The sequence below is a fragment of the Protofrankia sp. Cas8 genome (assembly GCF_963555845.1).
In the GTDB taxonomy this organism is placed as follows: domain Bacteria; phylum Actinomycetota; class Actinomycetes; order Frankiales; family Frankiaceae; genus Protofrankia.
The window spans coordinates 14971-28897 of sequence record NZ_CAUVXI010000043.1 but is presented as its reverse complement, the minus strand read 5'-3'; the positions used below and the strand labels follow the sequence as shown (position 1 = coordinate 28897).

The following is a 13927-nucleotide window of genomic DNA, read 5'->3' as shown; positions in this document are numbered from 1 at the left end:
TCAAGGACGGCGCGGCAGCGGCGCCCCGAGCGAACGAGGTGAGGATCGACCTTGCCACCGGTGCCCTCACGTTCGGGGTCACCCTCCAGCCGGCCGATGTGGTCACCGCGTGGTACGCGGTCGACCCGGCCAGCGCGACGACGGTCGTCCTGCGCTATGGCCGCGGCGAGGAGCGCTACACGGTGGTGAACGGCGCCGACCTCGTCGCACACCTCGGTTCGTCCGCCTGGGTGCAAGCCAAGGCCGGTGCCCACCCCGGCGAGGCGCTGACGCTCACCGCTGATCCAGCCGCGTTCGGTACCGGCACGAACATCGCCGGCAGTAACGGCGAGAGCGCGGGGGACACCGAGTACAAGGCGGGTCTGGATCTGTTGCTCAACGAGGAGGCCCACATCATCGTCGGTGCCGGCCGGACCACGGCGTTCGCCGACGAGCTCAACGCGCACTGCCAGCTGGCCAGCAGCGACGCCGTCCGGCGAGACCGGATCGCCGTCGTCGGGGCCGGTCACGGCACCACCCTGGACATCCTGCGCGGGCACAACCTCGACAGCGACCGCCTCGTCCTCGTCGCTCCCGGCATCACGTTCGGGGACGCCGCCGCCCGCGTGGACGTCGCGCTGTCCGGGGCGTATGCCGCGGCGGCCGTCGCCGGCCTGCTGTCCAGCTACCCGCCGCACGTCAGCCTGACGAACAAGGTGCTCTCGGTCGGCGACCTCGAGACGCGCTACACCCCGGCCGAACTGACCCAGCTGGTGCAGGCCCGGATTCTCGCCCTCGAGGTGCGGCAGGGGTTCCGAGTGGTGCAGGGCATCACGACGTCGAGCAACACCGCCTGGCATCAGATCACCACCCGGCGGATCGTCGATTATGCGAAGTTCGGCGTCCGCTCGGCGGCCACCTCCTACATCGGCCTGCTGAACAACGAGCGGGTGCGCACGGCACTGCGGACCACCATCGCCAGCTTCCTCAACGAGATGGTGGACGACGAGATGTTGATCAGTTATGACCTCGACGTCGCGGCCACCCGGGAGCAGCAGCGGAAGGGAATCGTCGCGGTGACGATGCTCCTGCGGCCTACCTTCAGCATCGATTTCATCAAGGTCACGATATTCCTCGAATAAGCGGTTCCCCGAGATTCCCAACCCGTTCGGAAGGAGGAGCCGCGTGGCACTCAACAACGTTTTCGTCGGCGCTCACGGCACGCTCGGAATCGCCGTGGAAGGCACCCCCGCCCAGCAGGCCGACTTCGCCGCCGTCAACGACGCCTACACCACTGCGATCGTGGGACGCGTCACCGAGGCGGAGGTGTGCGTGCGCACGGAACTGGAGGAGTTCTACGAGATCGGCGCGCGTGACGTGGCCACCATCGCCGCTGGCAACGTGCACATCACCGGCAGTATCGGCCGGGCGTACATCAACGGTGCTCTGCTGTTCCTGCTCCTGGGCCGCGGCGCTCTGGAGAAGGACAAGACGAGCATTCAGCCGCGCTTCGTCCTCAACCTCATCCTGCGGGACCCGCACCTGCCGGACAACGCGCTCAAGGTGAACGTCTTCGGCGTGAATTTCGAGACCTGGGGTTTCCGGCTGCCGCAGGAGGGTTTCGTGATGGAGCAGGTGCGGTTCAAGGCGGCGCGGATCGGCGTCCTCGACAGGGAAGCCGGCAAGGACGTGTCCGTGGCCTTCCCCACGCTACCGACGTCCTGACCCGATGCCACCGGCCGGGAATGCCACCGGCCAGAAACGCAGTGAGGATGCGCCATGACGCTGACGGCTGAGGATCTCCTCGTCGGAGGGGGGCTGACCCACGACGTACAGGTGCCCGCCGCGTTGCTGGCGGGCGGCGGCGGTGCGGCGGTCGATGCCACGGTCGTGCTGCGGCCGCTGACGGTGCGCGACCTGCAGCAGATCGGCCGGGCCAGCAGCGAGGGCGACGACGGCCTTTCGGCCGCATTGATGATCCAGCAGGCCCTCGTCCAGCCTGCGCTCGGGCTCGACCAGGTGACCGGACTGCCGGCGGGGCTGGCCCGCTTTCTGGTCGAGCGGATCAACGAGATCAGCGGCGTCGACACCCCACGCGACGAGCTGGCTGAGCTGGTCCAGACCCCGCTGGCACGGGCCTGCTTTGTTCTGGCCAGGGAATTCGGGTGGACGCCGGAGGAGGTGAGCGGGATGACGATCGGCCAGATCCTGCTCTATCTCGAGATGGCCCGCGCAGACGGGGCCGGCCGATGACACCCGCGGCCACCCCCGTGCCCGTACCGGCGATACTCGACCGGCGGTGGTGGTCAGATCCCGCCCGGCGGGCCGCCGCCGTACTGTCGACCGGCCGGTTGCTCGACTGCTGGTCGCGAGCGCTGTCGGTCCCCGTGCGGCGGGCGGCGCGTATGTCCACGCTCTGTGCGTGGGCCGGGACACCGGCCGGGCTGCCTCGGCTGCACCACCGGCCGCTGCTCGGGACCTGTCTCGCCCAGGTGCTGGACGGCGTCGAACACGGTGCCGGCGTGGAGCACCCCGCCGATCTGCACCACCGCGCCGATCCGATGCATGCCGGCGGGGGAGGCCGGCCTGGTGGCGCACCGGGGCGTCCGGGGCGTTTGGCGCGTTTGGCGCGTTTGGCGCGTTTGGCGCGGCCCAGCCTTCCGTTTCCCGACGTGCGACCCGCGGCCGTGCCACACCGGACGGCGGCGCTCGGCCGGGCGGCGGGCACCGGCCGGGCACAGGTCACCGCGGATGGCGACTCGCCGTGCCCGCCGTCCGCGACACCGGCCATCACCGAGGTTCCGGCGTCGGACGCGTGCCGCCAGCCTGCGAGTGTCGGCCGTGCCCTGCTAGCCGGCCAAAGGCGGCGCGATCATACTTTTTCCGCGCCGCCGGAGGCCGATGTTTTCCGGTTGCTGTGCCGGCTCGCCGGGACGCCGGACGACATTGCGGTACCGACGTCCCGGTCGACCGCACCGCGCACGGCCCCGTCGACTGGCGCGCCGAGCGTCCGACGCCCCGGACCCGGTGCACCGGCGGCGGCCTTCGAGCCGGCCATCCGCCGGCTGGCCGAGCGCCTACGGGACCCAGCGCCGGTTACCGGCGAAGGCAGGCGGCCGGCCGCCGAACTCCCGTCACCGTGCGCCGTGCCGATCGCCGGTCTGGGCGCATCGCCGGAGCTCCTGTTGCGACACGGCTTCCCACAGCATCGGGTCCGCTCTCGTCACACCCGTCCCACCCGCCCGGCTTCCGCCTGGTCTGATCCCGCCGTTAGGGACGCCGCGACCGGTCGCGACTCCGGGTACCCGGAGTCGACCGGACTCGATCGGGTCGCCGACCGACCCGCGTCACCCGCCTCGCCCTATCCGTCAGCCCACGGCCCCGCCGCCCGGCTCGGCGACGAAGCCGTCCGGATCGGTGACCCCGCCGGGCGTGCACCCCGCGGGCGCGGGGCGACCGTGCCCCGGCGCGCCCGAGGCGCTCGGGGGGTGGACGGCACCGAGCACAGCCGACCGGTGCGGTCGACGCACGCGGTCGACTGGCCCGCGGGTCCGGCCACACCAGCCACACCGGCCGCACCAGCCGGATCCGGCACGGAGCCGGCGGGGAGCCCGCACCACCCGCACCACCCGCTACCAGCCCCGCACGACTCCACGGCAGCCCCGACGGCATCCGAGCGGCTGGGTGCCGCGCCGGGCATGACGGCGTCGCATCCGGCCCTGATCGCGCCCGCCGCCGGCGGGCTACCGGTGATCCCGGTGGCCGGCGCGACCCTGCGGCGTGGGGCGGAGCGCGACGGGGCCGGGCTGGACCCGCTGGACGGCGCGGAGCTGACCCGCCGGATCGCCCAGGTGCTGCTGGACGATGCCCGCCGGCACGGGATCGAGGTGTGAACCGGCCATGCGACCGATGCTCGACGACCTCGAGCTGCCGCAGGTGCAGGAGATCGGCACCTACGACCGGCGGGCGCTCGCCGAGCACCACGCGCCGGGTGGTGACGGCAGCCAGCTGCAGGACCTGGGCCGGCGGCCGACCCGGGTGGCGCTGTGGGGGGTGGCGACCGGCATCGATGCGGCGCCGTTCATCGAGCGGCTGCAGCAGAAGTTCCGCTCGGGCGCACCGTTCGACTTCGTCGCAGACATCACCACCGATGCCGAGATCGAGAAGGTCGTGATCGACGACCTCCAGCTCCAGGAGCTGGGCGGCCGCCCGGAGCGCACCGCCTTCGTGTTGAGCCTGCGGCAGTTCCTCGAGCCGGCCGAACCTGAGGATCCGGCGGTGCTGGACCCCGACATCCTCGGCGACGCCGCCGAGCTGATGGACCAGCTCGTGGACGGGCTGGCCTTCGGCCAGGCATTCGTCACCGGCCTTGAGGAATTCGTCGAGACCCTGTCCCCGTTCCTTGAGCGGCTGCGGACGCTCAACGCACTTCTAGCGGATATGAAACCCTAACGAAGGCGATGCTGTGGCCACCAACCTGTACGACGACCTGAAAAAGGCATTGCAGGAGCTGAAGGACCTCCTGGAGTCGACGAAAACCCCGATCCAGCAGGCGGTGAAGGCCCTGAAGGCGCTCAACCTGCCGATCGGCAACCTGATTACCCAGCTGTCCGACCTGCTGGCCAAACTCCAGAAAGAGATCAACAATCTGAACGTGAACCAGCTCCCCGTGCTCAGCGACATCTCGGGTTTCACCGGTGGCGTGCGGTCGGTTCTCGACACCGCGAAGAAGCTGCTGCCCGACCAGGCTGCGGACGTCGACGAGGTGCTGCGCATCGTCGACGTGGTCGGAAGCCTGCCCTCGCTGAAGGACGTCCAGGAGCAGATCGACAAATTGATCACGGCCATCCTGAGCGACCTGACGTTCATCAACAGCTGAGCGGGCCGGAGGGATCGCGGTGGCGGTGAAGCCGATGCTCGGTGACCTTGAGCTGCAACTGGTCGACGAGATCGAGTCCGACCAGGACCGGGTGCTCCAGGAGCATCCGGTGCCAGGGCTGGAGGGCGACCTCACGACGGATGTCGGCCGCCGCGCCACCACGATCACATTGACCGGCGCCCTCGCCGGTGAGAAGGCCGGCGCGGATCTCAAGGCGTTGCGCGAGAAGTTCCTGACCGCCCAGCCCGTTGCGTTTGCGGCGGACATCGCCACCGCGGCCCGGGTGCAGGACGTCCTGATCGAGGAGATGGGCGTGCGGGCGCTGGCCGGCAGGCCCGAGCTGTACGAGTACAGCTTCACGTTGCGTGAGTTCGTTCCGGCACCCGCGGTGCCGCAGGAGCCGCCGCCGGTGATCCCACCGCCGCCGATCCCGCCGACGGTGGGCACGCTGGAGGTCGAGGTCGTCGTCGAGGGCCGGCCGGACTTCGACCTGGACCTGGTCACGGTGACGGTCGTCGGCAACCAGGCGGACGGCGCGGCGCTTAAGCGGACGCTCACCTCCTGCAAGGACAACGTGTGGACCGAACCGGCCTTCCCGCCTGGCACCTACACCGCACGCGCCACGGTCGTCGGGCCGCCCCCGTTGCAGGGCGAGGCCGCCGCGGTCGTCCGGCCGGGTGCACTGACCCACGTTAAGATCACCCTGCGTCCGGCCCCCACCCTGGCGACCACGTTCGTCGTCCACTTCCACTTCGACAAGGCATTCGTCGAGCCGTGCATGCGGACGGTGCTCGCGCAGGTGGCGGCATATGCCAAGGCTCACCCCGACCAGCGGCTGCTCGTCGTCGGCCACACCGACCTGACCGGCTCGGACACCTACAACCAGTCGCTGTCCGAACGCCGAGCACGCGCGACCTTCGCCATGCTGACCACCGGGAGCGACCCGGCCTCGGCTCAGGCGGCCCGAGCCGAGTGGGACCAGCTGCGCCGTCCACACCCGTCCGGTACCACGCGCAGCCTGAACGACAGTTGGGGACGCCGCGAGCAGCAGTGGATCCTCCAGGACCTCGGTCTCTACCAGGGCAACATCGACACCGAGACGCCGCCGCCCGAGAACGTCGGGCTGACCCGGGATGCGGTGGCACGGTTCCAGACCGGTCGGGGGCTGGCGCCGTCCGGCACGGTGGACGACGCCACCTGGGCCGCGTTGATCGACGCCTACCTCGCCCGCGACCCGCTCTCGGTGGATCCCGGTCAGCTCCTGCCGAATGCCGCCGGCGGATGCGACGGCGGCCCGCTGAAGTGGCTGGGCTGCGGCGAGAAAGACCCGGTCGAGGACACCGAGGACGCCGAACGGCGCAACCGCCGGGTCGAGCTGCTCTTCGTCCGGGCCGATCACCTGCCTGCCGACGTGCGCAAGCCGGACACCTTCGACCTGCCGGCGCCCGGATCGGTGAGCCCGAGGTGGTGCCTGAATGCGAGCAACACCACCACCCACACGTGTTTTGTCCGGCCGCACCCCCAGCCCAGGCAAGGGCGCCCCCAGGCCAAGGAGACCTGCACAACCCCGGACGCCGCGCGCTTCTCCCGCCAGCCGGCCGAGCCTGGGGATGTCGCGGTGAGCGGCAACATCCTGTTCGAGGACGGCAGCCCGCTGGCGGACACGCCGTTCGTACTGATCGCACCAAGCGGCAAGATCATGACCGATGAACACCGTAGGGGCACGCTGAGCGGCTGGCCGATCGCGGGCCGCACCGGGTCCGACGGCCGGTTCGCGTTCACCGACCCCCAGGGGATCGGCGTCTACACCCTTGAGGTCCGGGCACCGGTGGTCGCCCGCCGCAAGGGCGAGCCGCTCAGCTCGGCCAGGGGCAACGTCGTCTGCGCCCGGCTGGCCGACCCGGCAACGGTGCTCGAGGTGGTCGTCACCAGCCTGGCGGCAGCGTCGGTCCATCCCAGCCTCAGCGCACCCACGGCGGTGGTCGTCCGTAAGCCCGGCAGTAACCCGCCCCGTCAGTGGTGCCGGCTCAGCGTCGACGCCGCGTTCACCGGCTCCGGGACGTTCACCCGCTCCAGTGACGCCGTCCGGTTCTTCGACCCCGCCGTCGGCGTTACTGAAATGGCCTTCGACGGTACCGACAACGTCTTCACCGCCGCGCAGCTGCGCGCCGGCATCGAGCTGTTCGCCGAGGGCCGCCGCGCCAGCGCCGCGGTGGACGACGTCGAGCTGCGCCTCGCGCTCACGGTGGCGGGCCAGCCCGGGCATGCGGCCGAGGCCAGGATGACCGCCGTCGAGTTGACTCTCGACGTCTGCGCGAGCCGGACGGCGCCGGTCGTCGACCCGCCGCCGCTGGCGAACGTCGTAAAGCTGAACCCGGGCCGCTTCCTGCACACCGCGCTGCCCGATCTCAGCCACGAGCGCGCCATGCTCCTGGTTCGCCCGCCGGTGCCCGCCGGTTTTGTCGGTGATCTCGTGCTGACGCCGATCACCGACGGGGTGCAGGCGTTCGCCGAGGAGGTGCCGGCCACCGGCCAGACCGCGGTGGCCACCGCGACCGCGGCGCTCGTGCTGCCGGCGGTGAATCCGCCGGCCGAGCGCAGGGTGTTCGCCGAGGGCGTCAAGGACAGCCCGCTCGGCGGCGACACCGGCTTTCACCTGGGGCTGGCCGGCATCGAGCCGGAGGGGGACCGGGCGACCATGACCGTGGGCCGTCTCGACGTCGTCGAGGCCGCGACCGCCGCGGCACCCGCGGTGACCAGCGTGCGGGTCGGGCTGTGGGACCATGCCTTCGACGCGGCCGGCATCGTGGCCATCGGCCAGGCGGAGAACGCCAACTTCGTCGGCGCGGACTCGCGGCGCTTCTACTTCCGGCTGCGGGACGTGTCGCGATCCGGCAGCGGCGCCACCGACATCGAGTGGCGCACCGTGCGGGAGAACGGCGACGACTTCTTCACCCCCACCGACCGGCACCTGACCCTCGTCGAGTCGGCCGCAGGCTCGGGCGTGTTCATCTCCCGGGCCGTGCTGCTGGTGACCGACGAGGACGACCAGAACCAGGTGACGCCGAGTGGCCTGCCCGCCGTGCTGCCCCCCGATCTGCCCGCTACCCCCCTGGTTGCGACCCGCAACCAGCGCAACCACCGGTTGCGGCGCGCGGACGTACGCAGCCGCGTGCTCAGCACGTACCCGCAGCGGGGTGTCCCCGGCGTCCAGGTCTCCCGGACGACGCCGGTCTTCGCGCGAACCCCCACCGACGACCGGCGCCGGCTACCCCTGCAGATCTTCGTGCTGCGGGTCGCTCCCGGTGGGAACGGGGTGGTGCCGACCTTGACGACAAGCCCGATCTTCGCCCGGGACCTGCGTTTTGCCGAAGAGTGTTATGCCCGGCTCGGGATCGTGGTCGAAACCGTCGTCAGACCGGGTACGGCTGCCAACGACGTCGTATCGGAGAACCGCTTGGTGCCCGGCGAGACCGTGTCCCTGACCGGGCCGGGAGCATTCGTGCTGCTGCGCCCGCCCGTGGTTGACGATCCGCGTAACCATGTGGTGTTGCACCACGGTGGGGCACAGATGGCGCTGAGGGTGGTGACCGGCCGGGTTCCGGGTCCGGGCGAGGTGGCGCTTGACCTCACCACCGGCCGGCTGACGCTCGCCTCGCAGCCCGCCCCCGGCGATCGGCTGGTGGCCACCTACGTCAGCGTCGGGCACCGCGTGGTGCTGATCGAGGCACCACCCGGCGTCAACAACCCGCGGTCGGTCACTCTGGCGAACGAGGCCGTCATTGCCGCCGCCCATCCGGCGCTGGCCCACACGATCCGGGTGTTCTACACGGGTGGCCTGGCGTCCACGAACCACGGCGAGTCCGGGCCCGAGATCGACTTCGCTGGAGCGCCAGATGTCGCCGCCTGCTTCATCAACGGGGCGACCGAACCACTGGACACGACGGCGCACGAGGTGGGCCATGTGCTGACGAACAAATCCGGCACCGTGAACACCGGCCACTACGTGCGGCCGGCCCTGCCCGCGGGCAACCAGTTCTTCACCAACCAGAACCTGATGCTCGACGGGACGTCGAACCTCGTGGGCGTCGCGTACAGCAAACGGTTGTGGGACGCCGCGGACGTCGACGGCCTGAACCAGTTCACCGAAATCCGCCGCTCGCACTTCCTGCGTGCCTTCTGACCGTGGAGACCCGATGGAGACCCAGATGAGCACCGAGGACGAGGTGCACGAGCTCGCCGAGCTCCTCGAGACCGAGGACCTGGTGCCGTTCGTCGCGCTGACCGCCGTGGACCGGTTCAGCGACCAGGCCAAGGACGAGCTCGTGGCGCGGGTGGCGCGGCAGTTCTCCCCACCGCCGTCGGGCCGGCTGGTGGCCCGGCTCCAGATGTTCGCCACCGAGGCCGCGAGACCGGCGCTGATCGGCGTCTACCTCGCCAACCTGCGCTCGACCGACCCGCAGGCGCGTTGGGCCAGCCTGGAGGGGTTGGCGTTGCAGGGGTACCCGCACGTGGCCGACCTCGCGCTGGCGGCGCTGCGCGACGACACCGACCAGGTCGTCGCGGCCGCGACGCAGATCCTGCTGCCCGCAGCCGAACATGACGAGCGGCTGCGTGCGCTGCTGGCCGGCGTGCACGCCGCCCACCGTGGCGACCCGGCCTTCCACCTGACCACGAGCCTGCTGGCCGCGCACGGCATCGAGCCTCGGGATGCCGGATGACGGCGCTGCTGCGGCCCGCCTACGTGCTGACCTTCCGCGAGCCGGGCACCGGCACCGGCGGTGGCGCGCCGAGTGGTACCGGCACGGTCGTCGACAGCACCACCACTCCTGGCACCAGCACGGTCAGCGAGCTGCGGGTGGAGCTGGGCATGGCCGGGGCGGCCGATCGGGTCACCCTCGCCATGGGCCAGGTCGGCTCGTTCCGCCCCGAGGTCGGCCAGCGGCTCGACGTCGCCCTCGGCTATACCGACGGCGAGGACCCGCAGCAGGTCACCACCACGACGATCGTCGACACCGCCCCGGATCTGCGGACCCGCCGGGTGGTGGGGCACGGCGGCGCCGAGGCGTTGCTGCACACCCGCTTTGACCGGACCTTCGAGGCGAGTACCGCCGGTGCGATCGCCACCGAGCTGGCCGGTGCGGCCGGCGTCGCGGTGGCACAGGTCGACGGCGGTATCACCTTCCCCGCCTACGTCGTCGACGCTCGGCGCAGCGCCTACCGGCACATCGGCGAGCTGGCCGCGTTGTGCGGCTTCGACCGCTACGTCGACGAGCAGGGGCGGCTGGTGTTCGCCGTGTTCACCGGCGGCCGCGCGTCGCACGTGTTCGAGTACGGCCGGCACATCCTGGATCTTCGGATGGACCGGCGGCCGCCGCACGCGACCCGGGTCACCGCGGTGGGGGAGTCGCCCGGGGCCTCCCGCGGGGAGCACTCGTGGGCGTGGCTGGCCAAGGATCTCGCGCCGTACACCGGCACCGCCGGGTCGGGCGCCACCACGCTCCTGGTGGAACGCAGCGTGCTACGGACGGCGAGTGCCGCGCAGCAGGCGGCGCAGGCCGCGCTGACCGAGCTCACCCGGGGATCAACGGTGGGGGAGGTGCTGGTGACCGGCGCACCCCAGGTGCGTCTCGGTGACGCGGTGCGGATCTCCGGGACACCGCAGCGCGGGATGGACGGCACCTACCAGGTCCGGTCCGTCACACACCACCTGCGTAAGGACAGCGGGTTTCGCACCCGGATCGGGTTCCGGAGCATCGAGTCATGATCATGAGGAGGTGGCGATGAGCACGATCGTCAGTACCCTACAGGAGATCATCCGGCACGAGCTGTGCAACGTCCGGGTGAGCGAGGTCGGCGTGGTCGAGGCGGTCTACCCGCACACCGCCACATCGGACGACGACAACTACGGCTGCTACGTCCGGCTGCGCAGCGGGCTGCTGCTGCGGCGGGTCCCGATCGCCACCGGGCGCATCGGCTCGGTCGCCGTCCCGAACCTCGGTGACCTGGTGCTGCTGGCCTTCGACCGGGGTGACGTCAACGCGCCGATCGTGGTCGGCCGGCTGTACAACGAGGTGGACCGCCCGCCGCCGAACAAGCCGAACGAGGTGATCTTCCGGCTGCCACTCGCCGAGGCCGACGACAGGACGGTCAAGGGCGCCGTCCGCGTGGCCGACAACGGCGAGCCGGCGCGGGAATTAATCTTCGAGTTACCACCGAAGATCACCGTCCGGGTGACCGACGGCGCAGTCCGGGCCACCGCAGGCAAGACCGAGCTGCGTCTCGACCAACCGGACGGCGGCGGTGGCACGGTCACCGTCGTCACCGGCCGGACTAAGATCGTCCTGAATCAGGATGGCGACGTTACGGTCGAGGCGGCCCAGGCCATGACGCTTCGCGCAACGGGCTCGCTCACCCTCGAGGGTGCCAGCGTCTCGATCAAGGGCACTGGCGACGTGACCGTCGAGGCCCAGGGGTCGGCGACGCTGAAGGCATCCGGGACGGCCACCGTGGCGGCCACGGGCGCGACGACGCTGCAGGGTGCGCTCGTCAACGTCAAGGGCATCACGTCCTTCTCGCCGTGAGCGCCGACGATGCCTGGACCTCCTGTCTCCCTCGGCTGCGCCGTGCTGGTGACCCCCGGCCTGTCGGGCCCGCCCGACACCGGCACGGTGACGGCTGTCTTTCCGCCCTTCGTGACGGCCGGCGGGATGCCGCTGGCCACCGCTGGATCGCTGTGCCTGATGGTGAACTCCGTCTGGGGTTTCCCGTACCCGCTGGTGATCGGGCCGGTGGCCAGCGCCGGCGTCGCAGTGGGCGGCCGTGGCCTGGTCCGGGTCGGCGACCGCATCCCCAGCCCACCCGGCATCCTGTTGATCATTGGGCCGCCCGCGGCACCCTACGTGATCGACCAGTGGCCGCCATGACAGACCGGAGGTCGCCCTGATGGACGTCACCGAACCGCGCTGGGGGAGTGACCTGCGGTTGCTCGACGACCTGCACCTGGCCGACGACCGTAGCCGGGGCAGCGACCTGTTCACCGTGCGCCGCCCACAGACCGGGGAGTCCGACCTCGAGACGCTCTCGACGCTGGACAACCTGCGGCAGGCGCTGCTGCTGCGGTTCCTCACCCACCAGGGCGAACTCGCACTGCTCGGCCATCCCGACTACGGTTCGCGGCTGCACGAACTGATCGGGCAGCCCAACACATCCTCCACCCGCAACCGGGCCAAGATGTTCACCCTGGTGGCACTGGCCGCGGAGCCGCGGGTCGCCCGGGTGCTCTCGGTCGACGTCGTCTCGCATCCCCGGCAGCGGTGGCGGATCGACATCACGGCACGCCTGCTGCCCGTCCACGAGGACACCCCGCTGAACCTGGTTTTCCCGTTCTTCCTCGACGGGGGTGTGCCGGCATGAACACCGACAGCGCCTTCCTCGTCGACCGGCCGTTTCCGGACGTGGTGGACGACATCCTCACCGCCGTCATCGGCGGGGTCGTCAACGAGGAGATCATCTTCGATCTGAAGCAGGACCGGTACCCGCTGACCCGCCAGGCGCTCGACGTCCGCGCCATCACCGGCACCGTCACCGGCACCGTCACCGGCACCGTCACCGACGCCCCCGACAAGCCGACCATCCGGTACACGTTCCAGAAGTCGGTCGACTTCGTCTACGACCAGGCCGGCAACGCCGTCGCCTGGCAGGACGGCGGCCGGCGACCGGACGACCTGAGCACCTTCTACGTCGACTACGCGCTGCCCCCGGGTGAGCGCCCATCACCGATCACCGACATCAACGTCGGCAGCGTGACCCGCACGCTGGCCGAGGCCGTCGGCCGGGAGATCGCCACCGTTTACAAGCAGATCAACCTCGCGTACCTGTCCGGCTTTCTCGACACCGCCACGAGCACTTCGCTGGACCTGGTCGTGGCGATCCTCGGCATCACCCGCAGGCCGAAGGAGCGGGCGGTCGGGCTGGTGACGTTCTTCCGCACGGCCGGCGTCGACGGCAGCATCACGATCCCGGCGGGCACCGTCGTGACCACCGCCGCGGCGAAGGTCCGGTTCGCCACCTCCGAGGAGCGCACGCTGCAACGCGGCCAGGTACGGATCGACCTCCCGGTCCGCGCCGAGGACACGTTTCCAGGCGAGGCCGGCACAGTGCCGGCCGGCGCGATCACCGACATGTTCGCCCCGGTCGCCGGGATCAGCCGGGTGACCAACTTCGACCCAACGGTCTTCAGCGCCGCGGGCGAGACCGACGAGCAGTTGCGGGCCCGGGCCGCGTCCGTGCTGCGCTCGCTCGGCCAGGCCACGCTGGCGGCGCTGATCCGGGTGATCTCCGAAGGCGGGGGCCGGCCGGTCGAGGTCTGGGAGGGTGAGAACCCGGACCCCACCAAGGCGCCGCTCGGCACGGTGACGATCCTCGTCGAGGCCGAACCGGAGCGGATGGAGTCGCTGCGTGCCGCCGTCCACGAGACCCGGGCGGCCGGCGTGCAGGCCAGCCTGGTCGCCCGCTACGTCTTCTTCACCCCGAGGCTCGCGGTCGTGGTCAGGCCGGGCCTGACCACGCAGGGCAAGGAGAAGGTCGTCACCACGATGATCGCCAGGGCTCAGGCGTACGTCGACACGCTGACCAGCGGCAAGCCCGCCGAGGGCACGCGGCTGCTGGCGGCCGCCGGTCAGGACCCGGACGTCGTCTCGGTGCGGGTGGCCGACGTGATCATCTGGCGTTCGGACCTCGGCAGCCCGGGTGCCGCACTGCTCACCGACGCCGTCCTCAACGCGCTGGCCGGCGTCCCGGCCGGGGATGACACGGCCCGCCGTGCCGCCGTCGAGGCCGCACTCGGCGGCACGGTGCCCGCGCTGCCACCCACCGGCCGGCGGATCCCCGACCGCAGCCTGTGCCAGGCCGCCGACGGCAGCCCGGCGACCGACGAACAGATCGACAGCGGTGCCTTCGTCGTCAGCGCCACCGTCGTCAGCGCCACCGGCGTCAGCGAACCGTTCTGGGTGGTCCTGGACATGGCGCCGGCTGACGTGGCGCTGCGGGAGCAGGGGGAGCAGTAGG

13 protein-coding genes are annotated in these 13927 nt (G+C 71.1%); all 13 read left to right on the top strand.

What is annotated here, in order from left to right:
• On the top strand, window positions 1-1121 hold a 1121-nt coding region (locus U9977_RS09175; RefSeq protein ID WP_322748775.1), incomplete at its 5' end, for a phage tail sheath C-terminal domain-containing protein.
• Between the two features lie 43 nt (window positions 1122-1164).
• Complete coding sequence (locus U9977_RS09170) at window positions 1165-1704, top strand: hypothetical protein (protein ID WP_322748774.1); 540 nt, start codon at window positions 1165-1167, stop codon at window positions 1702-1704.
• A 54-nt stretch (window positions 1705-1758) separates the two neighbouring features.
• Window positions 1759-2232, top strand: a complete 474-nt coding sequence (locus tag U9977_RS09165; RefSeq protein WP_322748773.1) for a hypothetical protein — start codon at window positions 1759-1761, stop codon at window positions 2230-2232.
• Window positions 2229-3872 carry a hypothetical protein gene (locus tag U9977_RS09160; protein WP_322748772.1) on the top strand — a complete coding sequence of 548 codons (1644 nt, stop codon included), beginning with the start codon at window positions 2229-2231 and terminating at the stop codon, window positions 3870-3872. The genes U9977_RS09165 and U9977_RS09160 overlap by 4 nt, the downstream gene beginning before the upstream one ends.
• A gap of 16 nt (window positions 3873-3888) precedes the next feature.
• Window positions 3889-4431 carry a hypothetical protein gene (locus U9977_RS09155; protein ID WP_322748771.1) on the top strand — a complete coding sequence of 181 codons (543 nt, stop codon included), beginning with the start codon at window positions 3889-3891 and terminating at the stop codon, window positions 4429-4431.
• Between the two features lie 13 nt (window positions 4432-4444).
• Window positions 4445-4858 (top strand): hypothetical protein, encoded by a 414-nt coding sequence (locus U9977_RS09150; protein ID WP_322748770.1) that lies wholly within the window; start codon window positions 4445-4447, stop codon window positions 4856-4858.
• A gap of 19 nt (window positions 4859-4877) precedes the next feature.
• A complete protein-coding gene (locus U9977_RS09145; RefSeq protein WP_322748769.1) occupies window positions 4878-9041 on the top strand; it encodes an OmpA family protein in 4164 nt (1387 codons plus the stop codon).
• A 25-nt stretch (window positions 9042-9066) separates the two neighbouring features.
• The gene (locus tag U9977_RS09140; RefSeq protein WP_322748768.1) at window positions 9067-9579 is read left to right on the top strand and encodes a hypothetical protein; all 513 of its coding nucleotides are present in this window, start codon (window positions 9067-9069) and stop codon (window positions 9577-9579) included.
• Window positions 9576-10625 (top strand): hypothetical protein, encoded by a 1050-nt coding sequence (locus U9977_RS09135; RefSeq protein WP_322748767.1) that lies wholly within the window; start codon window positions 9576-9578, stop codon window positions 10623-10625. Before U9977_RS09140 ends, U9977_RS09135 begins: the two co-directional genes overlap by 4 nt.
• Window positions 10626-10641: 16 nt before the next feature.
• Complete coding sequence (locus U9977_RS09130) at window positions 10642-11442, top strand: phage baseplate assembly protein V (protein ID WP_322748766.1); 801 nt, start codon at window positions 10642-10644, stop codon at window positions 11440-11442.
• A 9-nt stretch (window positions 11443-11451) separates the two neighbouring features.
• Window positions 11452-11784, top strand: coding sequence for a hypothetical protein (locus tag U9977_RS09125; RefSeq protein WP_322748765.1), 333 nt, complete (start codon window positions 11452-11454; stop codon window positions 11782-11784).
• Window positions 11785-11803: 19 nt separating this feature from the next.
• Window positions 11804-12274 (top strand): hypothetical protein, encoded by a 471-nt coding sequence (locus tag U9977_RS09120; protein ID WP_322748764.1) that lies wholly within the window; start codon window positions 11804-11806, stop codon window positions 12272-12274.
• Window positions 12271-13926, top strand: coding sequence for a baseplate J/gp47 family protein (locus U9977_RS09115; RefSeq protein ID WP_322748763.1), 1656 nt, complete (start codon window positions 12271-12273; stop codon window positions 13924-13926). The genes U9977_RS09120 and U9977_RS09115 overlap by 4 nt, the downstream gene beginning before the upstream one ends.
• Window position 13927 lies beyond the last annotated feature (1 nt).